General features: G+C 71.4%; 16 protein-coding genes and 1 pseudogene. 9 read left to right on the top strand and 8 right to left on the bottom strand.

Going from position 1 to position 17,948, the window contains the following annotated elements; genetic code table 11:
- Positions 1–2: 2 nt before the first annotated feature.
- On the bottom strand, positions 3–1,346 hold the full coding sequence (allB, locus tag OG395_RS15990; RefSeq protein ID WP_327243549.1) for an allantoinase AllB: 1,344 nt from the start codon (positions 1,344–1,346) through the stop codon (positions 3–5).
- A 353-nt stretch (positions 1,347–1,699) separates the two neighbouring features.
- Between allB and OG395_RS15995 the strand changes: the two genes are divergently transcribed.
- A complete protein-coding gene (locus tag OG395_RS15995) occupies positions 1,700–2,500 on the top strand; it encodes an IclR family transcriptional regulator (protein WP_326792942.1) in 801 nt (266 codons plus the stop codon).
- Positions 2,501–2,561: 61 nt separating this feature from the next.
- On the opposite strand, the gene OG395_RS16000 is transcribed toward OG395_RS15995, so the two are convergent.
- Positions 2,562–3,242: an ABC transporter ATP-binding protein gene (locus OG395_RS16000; protein ID WP_327243550.1), complete on the bottom strand. Its 681-nt coding sequence runs from the start codon at positions 3,240–3,242 to the stop codon at positions 2,562–2,564.
- Positions 3,239–4,336, bottom strand: a complete 1,098-nt coding sequence (locus OG395_RS16005; RefSeq protein WP_327243551.1) for an ABC transporter permease — start codon at positions 4,334–4,336, stop codon at positions 3,239–3,241. Before OG395_RS16005 ends, OG395_RS16000 begins: the two co-directional genes overlap by 4 nt.
- 111 nt (positions 4,337–4,447) lie before the next feature.
- Between OG395_RS16005 and OG395_RS16010 the strand changes: the two genes are divergently transcribed.
- Together OG395_RS16010 and OG395_RS16015 are read left to right on the top strand one after the other, a co-directional pair.
- The gene (locus tag OG395_RS16010) at positions 4,448–5,656 is read left to right on the top strand and encodes a sensor histidine kinase (RefSeq protein ID WP_327243552.1); all 1,209 of its coding nucleotides are present in this window, start codon (positions 4,448–4,450) and stop codon (positions 5,654–5,656) included.
- Positions 5,653–6,288, top strand: a complete 636-nt coding sequence (locus OG395_RS16015; protein WP_327243553.1) for a response regulator transcription factor — start codon at positions 5,653–5,655, stop codon at positions 6,286–6,288. Before OG395_RS16010 ends, OG395_RS16015 begins: the two co-directional genes overlap by 4 nt.
- A gap of 24 nt (positions 6,289–6,312) precedes the next feature.
- Here the strand turns inward: OG395_RS16015 and OG395_RS16020 are convergent, their stop codons facing one another.
- Positions 6,313–6,615, bottom strand: coding sequence for a DUF5955 family protein (locus OG395_RS16020; protein WP_327243554.1), 303 nt, complete (start codon positions 6,613–6,615; stop codon positions 6,313–6,315).
- A 215-nt stretch (positions 6,616–6,830) separates the two neighbouring features.
- Between OG395_RS16020 and OG395_RS16025 the strand changes: the two genes are divergently transcribed.
- Positions 6,831–7,433, top strand: coding sequence for a nucleotidyltransferase family protein (locus OG395_RS16025; RefSeq protein ID WP_327243555.1), 603 nt, complete (start codon positions 6,831–6,833; stop codon positions 7,431–7,433).
- Between the two features lie 245 nt (positions 7,434–7,678).
- Entirely contained in the window at positions 7,679–9,298 is a 1,620-nt protein-coding gene (gene aceB, locus OG395_RS16030) for a malate synthase A (RefSeq protein ID WP_327243556.1), read from the top strand.
- Here the strand turns inward: aceB and OG395_RS16035 are convergent.
- Entirely contained in the window at positions 9,253–9,474 is a 222-nt protein-coding gene (locus tag OG395_RS16035; protein WP_327243557.1) for a hypothetical protein, read from the bottom strand. The two genes, aceB and OG395_RS16035, sit on opposite strands and share 46 nt — an antisense overlap.
- Before the next feature lie 73 nt (positions 9,475–9,547).
- Here OG395_RS16035 and OG395_RS16040 point away from each other — a divergent pair.
- Positions 9,548–10,048: pseudogene (locus OG395_RS16040) on the top strand (IS200/IS605 family accessory protein TnpB-related protein); the annotation flags it as partial.
- Between the two features lie 70 nt (positions 10,049–10,118).
- Positions 10,119–11,357: an FAD-dependent monooxygenase gene (locus tag OG395_RS16045; protein WP_327243558.1), complete on the top strand. Its 1,239-nt coding sequence runs from the start codon at positions 10,119–10,121 to the stop codon at positions 11,355–11,357.
- Between the two features lie 81 nt (positions 11,358–11,438).
- Here the strand turns inward: OG395_RS16045 and OG395_RS16050 are convergent, their stop codons facing one another.
- The gene (locus OG395_RS16050; protein WP_327243559.1) at positions 11,439–12,434 is read right to left on the bottom strand and encodes a fibronectin type III domain-containing protein; all 996 of its coding nucleotides are present in this window, start codon (positions 12,432–12,434) and stop codon (positions 11,439–11,441) included.
- A 168-nt stretch (positions 12,435–12,602) separates the two neighbouring features.
- On the opposite strand from OG395_RS16050, the gene OG395_RS16055 reads away from it, so the two are divergent.
- Positions 12,603–13,184 (top strand): TIGR03086 family metal-binding protein, encoded by a 582-nt coding sequence (locus OG395_RS16055; protein ID WP_327243560.1) that lies wholly within the window; start codon positions 12,603–12,605, stop codon positions 13,182–13,184.
- Positions 13,185–13,646: 462 nt separating this feature from the next.
- Here OG395_RS16055 and OG395_RS16060 read toward each other — a convergent pair whose 3' ends face one another.
- On the bottom strand, positions 13,647–15,782 hold the full coding sequence (locus tag OG395_RS16060; protein ID WP_327243561.1) for a hypothetical protein: 2,136 nt from the start codon (positions 15,780–15,782) through the stop codon (positions 13,647–13,649).
- A 241-nt stretch (positions 15,783–16,023) separates the two neighbouring features.
- Entirely contained in the window at positions 16,024–16,707 is a 684-nt protein-coding gene (locus tag OG395_RS16065; protein ID WP_327243562.1) for an alpha/beta fold hydrolase, read from the bottom strand.
- Positions 16,708–16,767: 60 nt separating this feature from the next.
- Between OG395_RS16065 and OG395_RS16070 the strand changes: the two genes are divergently transcribed.
- Positions 16,768–17,619 (top strand): chitosanase, encoded by an 852-nt coding sequence (locus OG395_RS16070; RefSeq protein WP_327243563.1) that lies wholly within the window; start codon positions 16,768–16,770, stop codon positions 17,617–17,619.
- Positions 17,620–17,948: the final 329 nt, after the last annotated feature.

The raw sequence follows: 17,948 nt of genomic DNA on the forward strand, positions 1-17,948 counted from the left end.
GGTCAGTGGTTCCTTTCGAGGAGGCGGCCGGTGGGCTCGGCGAGGACGCCGTCGGCTGCGATCCGCCGCCCGCGCAGCCAGGTCGACTTCACGACACCGTGCAGGTTCTTACCGGCGTAGGCGGTGACCTGGTTGCGGTGGAAGAGCTCGGCGGGGTCGACGGTGAAGGCCTCGTCGGGGGCGAGGACCGCGAAGTCGGCGTCGCGCCCGGCCTCGATGGCGCCCTTGCGGGTCAGTCCGGCCAGCTCGGCGGGGGCGGCGGACATCCAGCGGACCACGTCGTCGAGCGAGTGGCCGCGCCGGCGCGCCTCGGTCCAGATGGCGGGCAGTCCGAGCTGGAGGGAGGAGATGCCGCCCCAGGCGGAGGCGAAGTCCGGCGTCTTGAGGTCCGTGGTGCAGGGCGAGTGGTCCGAGACGATGCAGTCGATCGTGCCGTCGGCGAGCCCGGCCCAGAGCGCATCCTGGTTGGCGGCTTCCCGGATCGGAGGGCAGCACTTGAACTCCGTCGCCCCGTCAGGGACTTCCTCCGCGGTGAGGGTGAGGAAGTGCGGGCAGGACTCGACGGTGACGCGTATGCCCTCCCGCTTGGCGGCGGCGATCAGCGGCAGCGCGTCGCTGGACGACAGGTGCAGGACGTGGATGCGGGCGTTCAGCCGCCTGGCGTGCGCGATGAGGCTCTCGATGGCGGTGTTCTCGGCGTCGCGCGGCCGGGAGGCGAGGAAGTCGGCGTAGGCGGGTCCGCTGCGCTGCGGCGCGGCCGCCAGGTGGTGCGGGTCCTCGGCGTGCACGATCAGCAGCCCGTCGAAGCCGGCGATCTCGGCCAGGGAGCGGGCCAGCTGCTCCTGGTCGAGCTCCGGGAACTCCTCGACCCCGGAGGGCGACAGGAAGCACTTGAAGCCGAAGACCCCGGCCTCGTACAGCGGCCGCAGGTCCTTCACGTTGGACGGGATCGCGCCACCCCAGAAGCCGGTGTCGATGTGCGCCTTGGTGGCTGCCACCTGCTGTTTGGTACGCAGATGGCCGACGGTGGTGGTCGGCGGGAGCGAGTTGAGGGGCATGTCGAGCAGGGTGGTGATCCCACCCGCTGCGGCGGCGCGGGTGGCGGTCCAGAAACCTTCCCACTCGGTGCGGCCGGGGTCGTTCACGTGGACATGGGTGTCGACGAGGCCGGGCAGCAGGACGTCATCGCCGAAGTCCTGGAGCCGGGCACCGGTCGGCACCTCGGTGTCGTACGGCAGAACGGCGTCGATCGCACCGCCTGCGACGGCCACCGCCGCGGGGCGCGTCCCCTCGGGGGTGACGACGCGCGTCGAGCGCAGTACCAGGTTCACGTCCGCACCGGACACCCGTGCTCCTCACTTCCGCATGGTCGGCGGCTCACGGCCACCGAAGAAATTCAACGAACTGTTGAAGGAGTCTTCACTCGGGATTCGAGCCCGTCAAGACCCCACCTTCCTCGCCGGACAGCAAGCGGACCACTCGCACATCCGACTGGAGATTTCCACAAAGTAAAAGACCAATTTCGAAGGGCGGAACGTAGCATGGGCCAGGTGCGGCATCGCGGAACGGTCCGGCTGATCCCGGACACCCGGACAAACAGGCCCTGACCGGCCAGGACGCCGCACCGGGAGCAGTGGGCCGATCGGGAACCTCCCGGTAGGCTGCTGCCTTGCCCTTCCGCCTCGAAAGGACCGTTGACGTGCCGCCGTCCCACGCCAGCACATCCGACTCCAAACCCGCCGGTTCCAGCGGCGGTGTGCAGTCACTTGAGCGCGCCTTCGATCTGCTGGAACGGATGGCCGACGCCGGGGGCGAGGTCGGGCTCAGCGAACTCTCCGCGAGCAGCGGACTTCCGTTGCCCACCATTCACCGGCTGATGCGCACCCTGGTCGTCTGCGGCTATGTACGCCAGCAGTCCAACCGGCGCTATGCCCTCGGCCCGCGCCTGATCCGGCTCGGCGAGTCCGCGTCCCGGCTGCTCGGGACCTGGGCCCGTCCGTATCTCGCGCGGCTCGTCGAGGAGACCGGCGAGACCGCGAACATGGCGCTGCTCGACGGCGACGAGATCGTGTACGTCGCCCAGGTGCCGTCGAAGCACTCGATGCGGATGTTCACCGAGGTCGGCCGCAGGGTGCTCCCCCACTCCACCGGGGTGGGCAAGGCGCTGCTCGCGCACACTCCGCCGGAGGAGGTACGGGCGCTGCTGGCCCGCACCGGAATGCCGGCCGCCACCGAGAAGACGATCACCACCCCGGACGGTTTCCTGGACGCACTCGACCAGGTCCGCCGGGCGGGCTACGCGGTCGACGACAACGAGCAGGAGATAGGGGTCCGCTGCCTGGCGGTCTCCGTACCAAACTCCCCCACCTCGGCCGCGATCTCGATCTCGGGCCCGGCGGGACGGGTGACGGAGGCGGCGACGGAACGGATCGTGCCGATCCTGCAGCAGGTCGCGAAGGAACTGTCCGACGCGCTGGCCAGCAGCGGTCCGACCGGCTGAGACCATACGGACGCAGCGGTGCCCGCCGGGCAGGGACCCGGCGGGCACCGACATGTTCGGGTCAGCTGAGCACCGCTGCCGTCAGCCGCCCGTCCTGCATCACCACCGTCCGGTCCGTCCGTTCCAGATGCGTCCGGTCGTGGGTGACCAGCACGGTCGCCGTCGACCGTTCCCGGGTCAGCGCGATCAGCAGCTCCAGTACCGCCGCGCCGCGCTCATGGTCGAGAGCGCTCGTCGGCTCGTCGACCAGGAGTACCGCCGGATCGTTCATCAGCGCCCGCGCGATATTGATCCGCTGGCGCTGACCGCCCGAGAGCTGGTGCGGCCTGCGGCCCGCCTTGTCGGCCAGACCGACCGCGTCGAGGAGCTCCAGCGCCCGCCCGCGGGCGCCGCGCGTGGTGCCGCCCGACAGATGGGTCATCACCTGAAGCTGTTCGACGGCGGTCAGCGACGGCAGCAGGTTCGGCTGCTGGAAGACGATGCCGATGTGTTCGCGGCGCAGCGCCGCCTTCTCCGCGCGTCCGAGTCCCGCCGTCTCCCGGCCTGCGACCACGACCCGCCCCTCGTCCGGCGTGACCAGCGTCGCGGCCACCGCGAGGAGGCTGGACTTGCCGGAGCCGGACGGTCCGACGACCGCGGTGAGCGAGCCCTCGGGGACGTCGAGCGAGACCCGGTCGAGTGCGGTGAGCCGGCCGTCGCCGTCGGGGTAGGTGAGGGTGACATCGGCGAGGGTGAGGGTCATCGGGCACTCCCGAGTGCGGTGAGCGGGTCGACGGCGGTGATCCGCCGGATGGACAGTGCCGCCCCGAGGGCACCGAGGGCGATCATGACGGCCGACGGAACGAGGACGGTCGCCGCGTCGAGGACGAACGGCACGGCCCCGCCGCTGACCACCGCGCCGATGCCCGAGGCGAGCGCGGCACCCAGTCCCGTACCGATCGCCAGCATCACGACCGCCTGCCCGAGCGCGTCGCGCAGGAGGTACGGGGTGGAGGCGCCGAGCGCCTTGAGGACGGCGACGTCGCCGCTGCGCTGGATCGTCCAGACGGTGAAGAAGGCCCCGATCACCAGGGCCGAGATGGCGAAGAGGAAGCCGCGCATCAGCTGGAGCGAGCCGTTCTCGGCCTGGTAGGAGCCGATGGCGGTGAGCGAGTCGTCGAGGGAGAGCGTGCTGGTGCCGGCGGCCGTGTCACCGGCGGCCAGGTCGGCGCCGCCGGTGGTGGTCAGGGCGATCACCGTGGCGTGCGGCGCGCCGCCCGTCCCGCTGTCCGCGAAGCGCTGCCAGTCGTCGAGCGAGGTCCACACGACCGGCGTATGGCTGTACGAGGCATCTCCCGCGACCGCCGCCACACGCACCTCGACGCGGCCGAGTCGCACCCGGTCGCCGACGGCCGCGCCGAGCTCGTCGGCCGCCTGCTCCGAGAGCACGACCCTCCCCGGGGCGACGCGCGCTCCGCCGGCCGTCGGGGCAAGGCCCGAGTCCTGCTCGACACCGAACGCCGACACGGCAGCCGTCCCCTTCCCTCCAACGGCGGCGGCGTTGAGCGTACGGATGCCGAGGGGCTGCGCGGCATCGACACCGGGCTGCTCAGCCCAGCTCCGCCACGCACTCTCCCCGACGGTCGAGTTGGTGAAGGACACCGACTGGCCGTCGGGCGGAGCGGCGAACGCGAGGTGATCGGCGTTCAGCCCCGTGACGGCCGAGGTGTTCTCCCTGGCCAGACCGGCCGTAAGACCGGACAACAAGCCCACGAGCAGCGTGATCAGCACCACGACCGTGCCCATGAGCGCGAACCGGCCCCTGGCGAACCGGAGATCTCTCCATGCGACGAACATGGCTCCAGCCTCGGTCGACCGGTCCGCAAAAACATCGCACGCCGGTCGGGCCTGACATCAACCTTTCGATTGACCGGCCGCGGACGGCGCGCGTCTACGCTGGAACGCATCATGGATTCGCGTTCGCACACCCCGGTCGCCGCCGCACTGCGGCTGTGTCTGCACGCACTGCTGCTGGGACTGCTGGCGCTCGCCGCGGTGCCGGCCGTGAGCGACGGCGCATCGAGCGCGACCGCCGTGGTCGCGCTCGCCTGCGTCATGGCCGCTGTCTACGCGGCGGGCGCGCTCGCCCCCGCCGTGCAGCCGCAGAACAGGGCGGCCGCCCTGTGGCTGTCGCTCCTCGGGGCGCTCTGGTTCGCGCTTCTCGTCCTCTCGCCGGACGCCCTGTGGCTGGCCTTCCCGCTGTACTTCCTGCAGCTGCATCTGCTGCCGATGCGCTGGGGTCTGCCCGCCGTCGTCGTCACCGCGGCGGCTGCCATCACCGGCTTTGTGCTGCACGGCGGGCAGATCACGCCCGGCGCGTTCATCGGGCCGCTGCTCGGTGCGGCGGTCGCGATCGCCACGGTCCTCGGGTACGACGCGTTGTTCCGGGAGAGCGAGCGGCGCCGCAAGCTGATCGAGGAGCTGGTCTCGACCCGGGCGGAGCTGGCCGTCGCCGAGCGCACGGCGGGAACGCTCGCCGAACGCGAGCGGCTGGCCCGCGAGATCCACGACACGCTCGCGCAGGGCCTGTCCAGCATTCAGCTGCTGCTGCGCGCCGCCGAACGCACCCTCCCGCCGGACGCCCCCGCCACGGCGCATGTGCGCCGGGCGCGCGAAGCCGCGCAGGAAAATCTTGCCGAGGCCCGCCGCTTCGTACGCGCCCTCTCCCCGCCCGATCTGGAGAACGGTTCGCTCGCGGGCGCCCTCGAACGCCTCTGCGCGCGCACCACCGGACCGGATCTGGCGGTGCAGTTCGCGGTCAGCGGGACGCCGGTGGAGCTGCCGACTCCGTACGAGGTGGCGCTGCTCCGCACCGCCCAGTCGGCGCTGGCCAACACGGTGCAGCACGCCGCAGCCCGGCGCGCGGAGATCACGCTCAGCTTCATGGACACCTCGGTGTCGCTGGACGTCGTGGACGACGGCCGGGGCTTCTCGCCGGGCGCACCCACGGTCTCGAGGGACGCGGAGACCAGCGGTTTCGGTCTCCCCGCCATGCGGGCCCGGGCCGGTTCGCTCTGCGGCACGCTGAGTATCGAATCGGCCCCCGGCCAGGGCACCGCCCTGGCGCTCACCCTCCCCCTCCCACTGCCAGGCCACGAAGAGAGGTCCGCCGCATGAGCACCACCCCCATCCGCCTGCTGCTCGCCGACGACCATCCGGTGGTGCGTGCGGGGCTGCGGGCCGTCCTCGACACCGAGCCGGACTTCCGCGTGGTCGCCGAGGCCGACACCGCCGAGCGGGCCGTGGCGCTCGCGGCGACGGGCGAGTTCGACGTCGTGCTGATGGACCTCCAGTTCGGGACGGGCCTGCACGGCTCGGAGGCCACCGCGGCGATCACCGCGGCGCCCGACGCGCCCCGGGTCCTGATCCTCACCACCTACGACACGGACGCCGACATCCTGGCGGCCGTCGAGGCGGGCGCGAGCGGCTACCTCCTCAAGGACGCCCCGCCCGAGGAGCTTGCGGCAGCGGTGCGCACGGCGGCGGCCGGCCGCTCGGCGCTCGCCCCGGCCGTCGCGCACCGGCTGATGGACCGCATGCGGACGCCCGCGGAGGCCCTGACCAAGCGCGAGCTCGAGGTGCTGCAACTGGTCGGTGAGGGACTGTCGAACCTGCAGATCAGCAAGGCGCTGTTCCTCAGCCAGGCGACGGTGAAATCGCACCTGGTCCACATCTACGCCAAATTGGGCGTCGACTCCCGCACGTCGGCGGTGGCTGCGGCAACGGCGCGGCGCCTCATTCGCCGCTGACCCCCGCCGCACCCCCTCCCGTACTCAGCTGCGCGGCGGCTCGCCGAAGAGATCCACGGCGACCCGCACGTCCCTGAGCGCGGATGCCAGTGCGCTGACCGAGCCGATCGCCCCCGCGATCAGCAGCAGTGAGCGGCGCAGCCGCGGAATCTCGGGCACACCGGTGACCGCCATCGCGTCCAAGGCCGCCAGTTCGTCCTCGGCGATCCCCCGGTCGGGGAACTCGGCGGGATGCCCCGCCAGCTCACGGCGGAGCCGCGAGACGGCCGTACGCAACTCCGTCACCCTCGGGTCCTCGTCACTGCTGGTCACCCGCGTCTGCCCCACGCTTCGCAACAAAGCACTCCCCCTCGCACATCTTTGTGCCGGTGTTTCGACCCTGCCCCGGACCGTGGTCAAGTGTCCGGGGATGCGGGCAAGTTAACGCCATGAAAGGTGCCGTGCGCCACTCCGGAGACTGAAATCGGGGTGACCACGAGGGGACGCGGGCCACGGTCGGGTCGGGTAGGACTTCATGGGCGTGGTGAGGTATTCAGGGCCTCATGGCTCATTCATCTCACCCCGTCGTCGCAGGTCTGCTGCTCGCCGCAGGCGGTGGCCGGCGGCTCGGCGGCCGGCCGAAGGCGTTGCTGGAACACCGCGGACGGCCGCTCGTCGAGCACGCCGTACGCATTCTGCGGGAGGGCGGCTGCGACCCCGTCCATGTGGTGCTCGGCGCCGCGGCGGACGAGGTGCGGGCGCGGGCGGACCTCTCGGGATGCGCGGTGACCGTCAACCCGCATTGGCCGGAAGGCATGGGTTCCTCACTGCGGGCAGGGCTCGGCGCGCTCTCCGGTACGAAGGCGGACGCGGCGCTCGTCCTCCTGGTCGACCAGCCGGGCATCGGTGCGCAGGCGGTGGCGCGGGTCCGGTCGGCGTACCGCTCCCGGGTGACGCTGGCGGCAGCCTCGTACGACGGGGAGCGCGGCCATCCGGTGCTGTTCGGTGCCGACCGGTGGACGGACATCGCGGCGGGTGCCGTGGGCGACCAGGGGGCGCGTGCGTACCTGCGGGCGCACCGCGATGCGATCACCCTCGTCGAGTGTTCCGATGTGGCGGAGGCCTACGACATCGACACCGCGGAGGACCTGAGGCACCTCGACTGAACGTGCTGTGAGCGCGTTGGCACGCTGCGCCAGCCCCACCCCACTTGTGTCGACCCGGAGAATCTCGACATCAACAAACCATTGAACTTCCACCATGAGGAAACTACTATCCACTGGTCAGAAGCGTTCTGTACCCCAGACGGCGCCCACGGCCGTATCCCGGAGCCCTGGCACGCCGTGCCATAGAGGCGACCCGGCGGCCACGAAGGCGCCGCCCGCACCGCCCGCTGAAGGAGTGACAGCTCATGTCCGCACCAGCGCCGTCCCCGCTGGCCATCGTCGATGCCGAGCCCCTGCCCCGGCAGGATGAGGTCCTGACCGACGCGGCCCTCGCGTTCGTGGCCGAGCTGCACCGGCAGTTCACGCCCCGCCGTGATGAGCTGCTCGCCCGCCGCGGCGAGCGCCGCGCCGAGATCGCCCGCACTTCCACGCTGGACTTCCTGCCCGAAACGGCAGCGATCCGCGCGGACGACTCCTGGAAGGTCGCCCCGGCCCCGGCCGCGCTGAACGACCGCCGGGTGGAGATCACCGGTCCGACCGACCGCAAGATGACCATCAACGCCCTGAACTCGGGCGCCAAGGTCTGGCTCGCCGACTTCGAGGACGCGTCCGCCCCCACGTGGGAGAACGTCATCCTCGGCCAGCTCAACCTGATCGACGCCTACGAGCGCCGCATCGACTTCACGGACCCCGGGTCCGGCAAGTCGTACGCACTGAGGCCCGCCGACGAGCTCGCCACGGTCGTCACCCGCCCCCGCGGCTGGCACCTGAACGAGCGTCACCTCCAGCTCGACGGCACCCCGGTGCCGGGCGCGCTGGTCGACTTCGGCCTCTACTTCTTCCACAACGCCCAGCGCCTCATCGACCTCGGCAAGGGCCCCTACTTCTACCTCCCGAAAACGGAGTCGCACCTGGAGGCCCGCCTCTGGAACGACATCTTCGTCTTCGCCCAGGACTACGTCGGGATCCCGCAGGGCACGGTCCGCGCGACCGTCCTGATCGAGACGATCACCGCCGCTTACGAGATGGAGGAGATCCTCTACGAACTCCGCGACCACGCCTCCGGGCTGAACGCGGGCCGCTGGGACTACCTCTTCTCCATCGTCAAGAACTTCCGTGACGGCGGCTCGAAGTTCGTCCTGCCGGACCGCAACGCGGTGACGATGACCGCCCCGTTCATGCGCGCGTACACCGAGCTCCTCGTCCGCACCTGTCACAAGCGTGGTGCGCACGCGATCGGCGGCATGGCGGCATTCATCCCGTCCCGGCGCGACGCCGAGGTCAACAAGGTCGCCTTCGAGAAGGTCAAGGCCGACAAGGACCGCGAGGCGAACGACGGCTTCGACGGCTCCTGGGTCGCCCACCCGGACCTCGTCCCGATCGCGATGGCCTCCTTCGATGCGGTTCTCGGCGAGAAGCCGAACCAGAAGGACCGCCTGCGCGAGGACGTCTCCGTGGCGCCGGGCGACCTGATCGCCATCGACACCCTGGACGCCAGGCCCACGTACGACGGCCTGCTGGGCGCCGTCGCCGTCGGCATCCGCTACATCGAGGCGTGGCTGCGCGGCATGGGCGCCGTCGCCATCTTCAACCTGATGGAGGACGCCGCCACGGCGGAGATCTCCCGCTCGCAGATCTGGCAGTGGATCAACGCGGACGTGGTCTTCGAGAACGGCGAGCACGCCACGGCGGACCTGGCCCGCAAGGTCGCCGCCGAGGAACTCGCCGCGATCCGCGAGGAGATCGGCCAGGAGGCATTCACCTCCGGCAAGTGGCAGCAGGCCCACGACCTGCTTCTCCAGGTGTCGCTGGACCCGGACTACGCGGACTTCCTGACACTGCCGGCGTACGAGCAGCTGGTCTGAGCCGCTCCGACTTCGTCGGGCTTTCCGCCCCCGGTACCGCACAGCACCGGGGGCGGAGCGCTGCGCGGTGTGCTGGCCAGGAACGGGATCCCGTACGGGGCACGGTCGACCGTGCCCGCGTCGGCGAAGGACCGGATGAAGTCGGCCTGCGTGGGGATGTCGAACAGCTCGGACATCGTGGCGGAACGCTGCCTGACCTCCGTGGAGGGCGCGCTCCGCGGGGTTTGCGAGCTGCTGTCGGTCTGAGCCGAAGTGAGTGGTGGTGTGCGGGAGTGGGTCCTGGCGGTGGCAGGCATCCCGACTGGCAAGCTCAAGGCCCGACTCGTGTCCATGGCCGCCGAACAGGGCCTCGCGATCATCGCGGTCGACCCCGCCTACACCTCCCAGTGGGGTGCCCAGCACTGGCAGAAACCGCTGGCCACCCCACGCCGAACGATGTCCCGTCACGATGCCGCCGGTATCGCGATCGGTCGACGCGCTCTCGGGTACCCGGTCCGGGATGGGGTATCCCCTGCTCGAACGTAGTTGAGAGCTTGAGGAAGGACGGCACCGCCCCCACACGACCGGAGTGATCGTGCGGGGCATCGGACCGTCCAGGCCGGATCAGGTGACCGGGGGCGCGAGGGAACCCGCCCACCCACCACGGACCGGCCCCCTGGAGGACTGTCGCCGAACGGGAAGCGAAAGCGGGAACCCAGCGCATCCACAAACGTTCGGGATGCTTCCAGTACGCAACAGTGGGTTCAGGACTCACGCACACTGGTTAGGAACGGTGTGGTCCGTGGGGCATTTTCCCACCGTGCAGCCGAGGAGACATCAGATGCGTGGAGGCCGGGTCGTCGTCGTGGGCGGCAGCGTCGCCGGATGCGCCGCCGCACTGGCCGCGCACCGGGGCGGCGCCGACGAGATCGTGGTCCTGGAGCGCGCGCCGGGCCGGTTGGCGGAGCGGGGCGTCGGGCTGGCCGTGCACGACGACCGGTACGAGGAACTTCGGTCGGCCGGGTATCTGGACGCGGGGATGCCCTGGATCCAGCTGAACCGTCGGCGCTGGTACGTACGCGGCGAGGGCGGCGCACCCCTCGGACAGCTGATCGGCGAGATGCCCTTCCCGTTCCGTACGTACAACTGGGGTCCGCTCTGGCGGGAACTGCGGACCCGGGTTCCTGGCGAGGTCGACTTCCGTACCGGCACCACCGTCGGCGCGGTGCGACACGCCCCGGACGGGGTTGCGTTACGCATCACGGGCGTCGACGGCAGCGACCGTACCGAGGTGTTCGATTTCGCCATCGGTGCGGACGGCTACCGCTCCCTCGTCCGCACCGAGGTCTGCGCCGGGCTCGCCTCCGCGGCTCGCCCCGAGTACGCCGGCTATCTCGCCTGGCGCGGCGCCTTCCCCGTCTCCAGGATGTCCGCCGCCGACCGGCGGCTGTGGGACGTCGAGAAGTGTGCGTACGTCGTCTTCCCGGGCGGCCACGTGATCGTCTACCGCATCCCGGACGCCACCGGCGGCCAGCGGGTGAACTGGGTGCTCTACACCGCTCCTCCCCCGGATCTCGAACTGTCGTTGGAGACTCCGACGAGCCTGCCGCCCGGCACGCTCACCGACGCCTTGCACTCCCATCTCGCCCATATCGCCGCCGAGTTGCTGCCACCGTACTGGGGCGGCCTGGTCGGTCTGACCGCGCCGGACGAGCTGTTCGTCCAGCCGCTGTACGACTTCACGGCGCCGCGCTACGCCACCGGCCGGCTCCTGCTGACCGGCGACGCGGCGACCGTGGCCCGCCCGCACACCGGTGCCGGTGCCGTCAAGGCGCTCCAGGACGCGACGGCCCTCGAGTCGGCGCTCCGGTCCGCGCCCTGCTGGGCCGAGGCACTCCGTGCATACGACTCCGAGCGCACCGCGGCCGGCCGGGCCATGGTGGAGCTGGGGCGGCGACTGGGGCATGCCTTGGTGGAGGCCGCACCGGACTGGGGCTCGATGGACCCACCGGCGCTGGAAGCCTGGTGGCAATGGGCCGCCGTGGGCGGCGGGTTCGGTGGCCGTGCCCTGAAGACGTGACTCCCGAATGGGAGGTTTCCCGGATCGATGGCCCGTTCGGTGCGGCTTCCCGCTCGCCGTGTCTGTCCGCGTGAACTCTTGTCAGCCGCCGAGGACGATGGTGCGCCGGGCGGAGAAGTCACCCCACTTCCCGTCCGGGAGCTTGGCGCGGATCTTCATCGAGTACCGCGTGCCGCGCGGGTCGCCGACGGTCAGCCGGTAGCTCGCCCGGCCCGCGGGCGGCTTGCCACCCCACACGATCGTGGTGGTCAGCCGGCCGTCGATGAAGAGCTGGTATGCGGGGATCTCGCCGCCGGTGTCCGGCTGCTTCCAGTCGAGGTCGATCACGTACTCCTTGCCCTGCACACGACTGTCGGTCCGCAGTTCGGTGGGGGCGGTATTCGCCGGGGCGCCCGGGGCGGACGGGGTGGTGAGGTCGAAGTCGTTGCTGTCCGGCGAGGACGTGTCGGCGGCGTCGCGGGCCCGGACGGTGAAGGTGTAGACGGTCCCGGGGCGCAGCCCTGTGAGGTGGGCCGTGGTCTGCGTGCCGGGCACGCTGTGGATACGGGAGTCCTCCTGGTAGATGTCGTACGAGGTGACACCCACGTCATCCGTCGAACCTCCCCATGACAGGGTGGCCGAGCGTCCCCCGTCGGCCTTGCCGCGCAGCTCGACCGGGCGGGTCGGCGGCCCGTGGTCGGCAGGCGTGGGGGCGGGGGTGGTGACGGCGACGGCCCTGCTCGCAGCGGAGAGGTTTCCGGCGGCGTCGCGGGCCCGGACGGTGAAGGTGTAGGCCGTCGAGGGGGTCAGTCCGTCGACGTCGGTCATCTGCCGGGTCGCCGCGACGGACCTGACCTGCTTGCCCTTGCGGTAGATCTCGTAGCCGGTGATCGCCTTGTTGTCGGAGGACCGGTCCCACATGACGTGGACGGAGGTGGCGCTGCTCGCTTGCGCCGTCACCCCACCGGGCGCGGTCGGTCTCTGCGTGTCGGCGGCATCGGCGGTCCCGCCGCACGCGGTGAGCGTGGCGAGGAGCAGGGCGGCGGAGGCGGCCAACGCGGCGTGTGCGTGGGGGCGTTGCACGGTCTTGCCTTCCATCCGGCAGCAATGGTCTGGACCTATATGACACTGCTGGCGGGTCCACGACAAGAGGATGGGGCAGTACGTTCCGCATGCGACCGGTGCGGGCGTGGACTCCCCGCGCGAGGACCGATGAGTTCCGGGCGCCGGAGCGGTCTGAAGAGTATGGATACCGAAACCAAAACGATGCCCACGGCCGATCTGGGACCTGCCGCACGCCAGATCGCCGCGCTGCTCGACGGCATCGAGGAGAAACAGCTGACCGACCCCACCCCCTGCCCCGACTATGCGGTACGGGAGCTGCTCGCCCATCTGGTCGGGCTGAGCACGGCCTTCCGCGACGCGGCGCGGAAGGATCTCGGGCCGACGACCGACAGCTCGCCGGCCGCCGCACTGCCGGTCCTCGGCGACGACTGGCGCGAGGCACTGCCGCCCCTGCTGGACGAACTGGTGACAGCCTGGCGCGACCCTGCCGCCCGGCAGGGTATGACCAGGGCGGGCGGTGTGGATCTGCCGGGCGAGGTGGCCGCGATGGTCGCACTGAACGAGCTGGTCGTCCACGGCTGGGACCTGGCCCGCTCCACCGGGCAGGCGTACGAGGCGGACGAGGCGAGCCTGCGGGTGTCGCTGGCCATGCTGACGCCCCGCGACGACATCCCGCGGCCCGACATCTTCGGACCGCCGGTCCCCGTACCGTCCGACGCGCCCCTCGTCGACCAGGCGATCGCCATGAGCGGCCGGCGCCCGGACTGGCAGCCCGGGGACTGACGTCTGCGCGGGACGGCCGCCGCCGGAGAGGCGTGGCCGCGCCCGCCCCACGCCCGGCCGATACGGCGGGCCGCACCGGAGGTCCGGTGCGGCCCGCCGGTCCCGCGGTCGCGGACGTTCGTGGCTCTGCGAGGCGTCCGGCGTACCGGGTCTCGGGTGGAGGCGGACGGCACTGCGGACACATCGATCGGTGGCGTGCTCGCGCTGCGCCACATGGAACTCCCGTCGAAGGCTATCCGTGCGGTGGCCCGGCTGTCAGGGGCCCGGCTGTCAGGGGCCCGGCTGTCAGGGCTCGGCGCAGAGGCAGCACGGGTCGACGAAACCGCGCACCCACTCGCGGGGTCTCCTTCGCTCCGGATGACGGCGAGCTCGCGGGGATTCGGTGACCGGACGGCAGATGACATCGTCCCGTCCACAGATCTCGGCGTTGCCCGCGGCGCGCAGGCGATCCGGCACGCGTGGTCAGTGCGGTCGCAGCGTACGCACCGCCTCGCGCGCCCGGTCGCGCAGTCGTTCGTCGGCCGGGGCGATGCCTGACTCCAGTCCTGACGCCGTCACCCGCAGGTCCCTTTCAGCGAGGGCGGTGAGCCGGTTCAGGTGGTCGTCGGTGAGGGCGGTCGGACCGAGGGCAACCAGGGCTTCGATGGCGGTGACGGGTTCGGCGTCCGCCTCTGCGGCGTCCAGGAGCAGGCCGGCCATCCGAGGGGCGTCGAGGGACTCGGGTGCGATCGCGTGCAGGGCAAGTACCGCGGCGGGGGTCTGTTGCCGGTCCGCCAGCAGGCCCTCCAGCGCGGGGACCAGCGGGCGGGCCGCCTCTCCGATGAGGGCCGCCGCTCCCGCGGCGCGAATGAACGTCCAGCGCATCCAGGCCGGTTCGACCTCCGCGAGCACCCCGGCGAGCACCGGCACCACATCCTCGGCGTCCCCCGTGATCCGCCACAGGGCGGTGGCGATCTCGACATCGCCGTCCAGCTGCGGGATGGTGCGGTTCGGCCCGGGGACGGTGAGCGCGGACCGCAGAGCGGGCACCAGATCGGCTGCCTCCGGGCCCAGTTCACCGGCGATGCTCGCAGCCTCCCGTGCGTCGTAGCCACCCTCGGCGAGCCGTGCGGCCGTCGCTGCCAGCAGGGGGCCGGTGTCGCCGGTCAGCTCGTGCACCGCCCCGGCCGCCGCGAGCCTGCCCGCCTTCGGTCCGGAGCGGGCCGCGGTGGTCAGGAGTTCCGCCGCCTTCGCGCGGTGTTCCGGCGGGCAGACTGCCACCAGCGCCCTGGGGACGACCTTCGGGAACCGCGCCAGCGCCGACCGCAGTTCAGGCAGGGCCGAGGATGCCCGGCTGCCCCAGGCGGTGAGCAGGGCAGTGAGCCAGAACGGCTCATTGCCTTCGAGATCGTCCGCGACGAGGCGGACACGGATCGCGTCCAGCAGGTCGGGGTCGTACGGGAACGAGAGGGCGGCTCCCCCTCGGACCGGGAAGCCGCATACGGCACCGAGCGCGCGCGGGCGCTGCCCCAGGTCGCGCGCAAGGAGCGGCGCGGCCTGCGCGGAGGCCACGGCGACAAGCGCTTCGAGGGCCCGGTCCGCCGGATCGCCCTGCCCTGCTGCGAGTTGGGCCAGGACCGGGGCGGCCGCCGCTCCATGGACACCCAGCTTCCGGAGGAGCGAGTACGCCGCGGGCACGGCAGCCGGGTCGGCCGTCAGGGCACACAGGGGCGCGGCCAACCGTTCGGGCGCGCTGCGCGAGAGCTGACAGGCGGTCTCGGCCGCCCACAGCGCCTCGGCGCGGGCGTCGGGGTCGGAGCTGCGCAGTGCCGCGTCGAGCAGGGCGTAGGCCGCTTCGCGGTCCTCGGGGGTGTCACGGAGCAGCAGGGAATCGACGACATACTGCAGCGGTTCGTTGCGCTCCTGGTCGAGGCGACTCCGGACCAGCCCGTCGGCCGGGAGGAGCATCAGCATCGCCTCGTGGTGGGCGGGGCCCCAGGGCCGGCCCGCGTCGACGCCGGCCAGCAGGGCCGCGATCCTCACCTCGCCCGGCTCGCCCGCACCCATGGCTTCGGTCGCCTCGGCAACGCTGCCTGCCGGGTCCAGATGGGCGATGGCGCCGAGAAGTTCGGCCCGGACAAGGGGGTCCGTCTCTTCCGTCCAGCGCCTCCGGAGCACCGGCAGCACCTGACCGGATGCCCCCGTCATGGCCCCGGTCCACGCGGCGGCCTGCCGCAACCCGGGATTCTCGTCGGCGATCCAGCCCAGGATCAACGGCAGTTGGGCGACGACGGCTGCCCGGCAGGTGGCTTCATCCGTCTCCCCCTGGTCCTCTCCGCCCTCCGCGATCCCGCCGAGCAGCACCAGCAGATCCTCCGTGCGGTGCCCGGCCTCCGCGAGCCGCGCCAGATACGGCACCGCGTGGGCCGTCGCCTCGTACACCGACCCCTGGTGCAGGATGCTGCCGTACAGCTCGGAGAGCGCCTCGGACGCCGCGTCCTCGTCGTCCCCGGCGAGCACCCGCAGGCAGTCGGGCACATCGGCGGCGCTTCCGTACGCATGCTGCAGCTCGGCCCACGGCTGGGCGTCGACCTCGGCGAAGAACAGTGCAAGCTCCATGCGGACGATCTTGGCACCCGGCACTGACAATGCCGTCGGCCGGGCCGCTCCCCATGCCGACCGGTGCGGTTTCGCCGGCTCCGATCTTCCGGTCGCCCGATCGGATGACATGCATGACAGCCCGCTACATCGTGCACGATCTTTCTTCGCCGTACCGGGAGGCGCTCATGCGGCCTGTCCCCCCGTTCAGCCGGCTCCCGGGGGGCACCCCCGCTCCGGGGTTCAGCCGGCTGCCGGGGTTTCAGCTGGTGAAGAACTCGGTGATCTGCTGGGCGACCTGGTCGGCGTGGGCCTCGTGGACCCGGTGGCCGCCGCCGAGCGTGATCAGCCGGCAGTCCGGGATCAGGGAGGCCATGTCGGCCAGCCGGCCCTGCGGCATGGTGCTCTCCGGGCCGCCGGCGATCATCAGCGTCGGCGCGACGATCTCGCCGAGGCCCTCCGCCCACTGCGGGTCGGGGTCGGCGACCTGGGCCCGGATGGGCGCGACGACATTCCAGTCGTAGTCGACCGGCCCTTCGGGCTGCGCGGCGGGCCTCGGCTCGCTGGGGAACGGCGGCGGGGTCTCCACCAGCACCAGGCGCTCCACCCGGTCCGCGTGCTCCTGGGCGAGCAGATGGGCGACGACGCCGCCCATGGAGTGGCCGACGAGACCGACGCGGTCGAGCTCGCACTCGTCGAGGAAGCCGAGGACGTCGTCCCTCATCAGCGCGAAGGAGTACTCGTCGGGCCAGTCGCTCTCCCCGTGCCCGCGCAGGTCGAGGGCGTACACCCGCCATTCCTCGCCGAGCAGGCTCCCGACCGCTTCCCAGCTCGCGGCGGAACCGCCGAGGCCGTGCAGCAGGACAACGGGCGAGCCGAACGGGTCGCCCCAGGTCCGGTACGCCAGCCGGACGTCGCCGACATCCACAACAGACTGATCTTCCATACCCCTGACGCTACAGGCGAACGGACCAAGATCCCTCTCCGTGCCTGGCAGGCTGGAGAAGTGAAGGTCATTCCGCGTTCCCGGCTCACCCCCGCCACGGCTCCGTTCATCGCTCTGGTCACGGTGGCCACCCTGCTGGCGGGCTGTTCCGGGCGCTCGCCCGGGCGCGTTTCCGGCAATGGCTCCCCGGCGGCCGGGCTGGACGATCCGGCGAAGAAGGAGATCGCCATGCAGCTGGTCTCCAGCGCGGAGAACTCCACGCTCGACTGGCAGGCGCAGTACAAGTACATCGAGGACATCGGTGACGGCCGCGGCTACACCGCGGGCATCATCGGCTTCTGCTCCGGCACCGGCGACATGCTGAGGGTCGTCGAGCGGTACGCGTCGGCGCGCCCCGGCAATCCGCTGGAACGGTTCCTGCCCGCTCTGCGCGCGGTGAAGGGCAGCGACTCGCACGACGGCCTCGGGCGCCCGTTCACCGACGCGTGGGTGGAGGCGGCCGCCGACCCCGCGTTCCGATCGGCGCAGGACGCCGAACGGGACAGCTCGTACTTCGATCCGGCGGTCGAACAGGGAAAGAACGACGGTCTCGGCGCCCTGGGCCAGTTCATCTACTACGACGCCTATGTGATGCACGGAGCCGCCGACTCGGACGGCACGGTCGGCTTCCGTACGATGCGCCGCGAGGCTCTCGACGCCGCCGAACCGCCGTCCCGGGGCGGCGACGAGGTGACATATCTGAACGCCTTCCTCGATGCCCGGGTCACCGCGATCCGCAAGGAACCCTCACACTCCGACACCAGTCGCGTCGAGACGGCGCAGCGGGTCTTCGTACGCGAGGGCAGACTCCAGCTGGAAACACCGTTGGAGTGGAAGGTGTACGGCGACAGCTACCGTATCGACGGACCCTGAACCCGCGATCGGCGGTCTGCACGGTCGACGAAATCGGGGTCAATATCTCAACTGCCGTGCCCACCAGGGACATTGGGCCGTGGGCGGCCTGCAGGGTGGCCCCACGGGCGTATGGATCCACGTGGCCTGCCCCGACTGCTGACAGCCATCGGCCAGAGGGTGTCCGCCCCTGATCCGCAGGCCGCTCCGTACGGTCCCGCACCGCGCGTCCGGCACGTGGTGCGGGGCTTTTCCGTAGCCGGAGCCGGACTCAACTCGCTTGCGCCGAACGAGTGCACGACTCTCACTCCACCACGACTCCCACTCCGCTCTGGTAGGAAAGCTTCCTA

Origin of the sequence: Streptomyces sp. NBC_01320 (genome assembly GCF_035974375.1) — a bacterium.
In the GTDB taxonomy this organism is placed as follows: Bacteria; Actinomycetota; Actinomycetes; order Streptomycetales; family Streptomycetaceae; genus Streptomyces; species Streptomyces yanii.

What these genes read in the sequence shown, in the direction of transcription:
- OG395_RS16060 (WP_327243561.1), bottom strand. Translation starts at nt 15,782, where the DNA reads ATGGAGCTTGCACTGTTCTTCGCCGAGGTCGACGCCCAGCCGTGGGCC.
- OG395_RS16010 (WP_327243552.1), top strand. Translation starts at nt 4,448, where the DNA reads ATGGATTCGCGTTCGCACACCCCGGTCGCCGCCGCACTGCGGCTGTGT.
- OG395_RS16000 (WP_327243550.1), bottom strand. Translation starts at nt 3,242, where the DNA reads ATGACCCTCACCCTCGCCGATGTCACCCTCACCTACCCCGACGGCGAC.
- OG395_RS16005 (WP_327243551.1), bottom strand. Translation starts at nt 4,336, where the DNA reads ATGTTCGTCGCATGGAGAGATCTCCGGTTCGCCAGGGGCCGGTTCGCG.
- aceB (WP_327243556.1), top strand. Translation starts at nt 7,679, where the DNA reads ATGTCCGCACCAGCGCCGTCCCCGCTGGCCATCGTCGATGCCGAGCCC.
- OG395_RS16045 (WP_327243558.1), top strand. Translation starts at nt 10,119, where the DNA reads ATGCGTGGAGGCCGGGTCGTCGTCGTGGGCGGCAGCGTCGCCGGATGC.
- OG395_RS16065 (WP_327243562.1), bottom strand. Translation starts at nt 16,707, where the DNA reads ATGGAAGATCAGTCTGTTGTGGATGTCGGCGACGTCCGGCTGGCGTAC.
- OG395_RS16035 (WP_327243557.1), bottom strand. Translation starts at nt 9,474, where the DNA reads ATGTCCGAGCTGTTCGACATCCCCACGCAGGCCGACTTCATCCGGTCC.
- OG395_RS16050 (WP_327243559.1), bottom strand. Translation starts at nt 12,434, where the DNA reads ATGGAAGGCAAGACCGTGCAACGCCCCCACGCACACGCCGCGTTGGCC.
- OG395_RS16015 (WP_327243553.1), top strand. Translation starts at nt 5,653, where the DNA reads ATGAGCACCACCCCCATCCGCCTGCTGCTCGCCGACGACCATCCGGTG.
- OG395_RS16055 (WP_327243560.1), top strand. Translation starts at nt 12,603, where the DNA reads ATGCCCACGGCCGATCTGGGACCTGCCGCACGCCAGATCGCCGCGCTG.
- OG395_RS16025 (WP_327243555.1), top strand. Translation starts at nt 6,831, where the DNA reads ATGGCTCATTCATCTCACCCCGTCGTCGCAGGTCTGCTGCTCGCCGCA.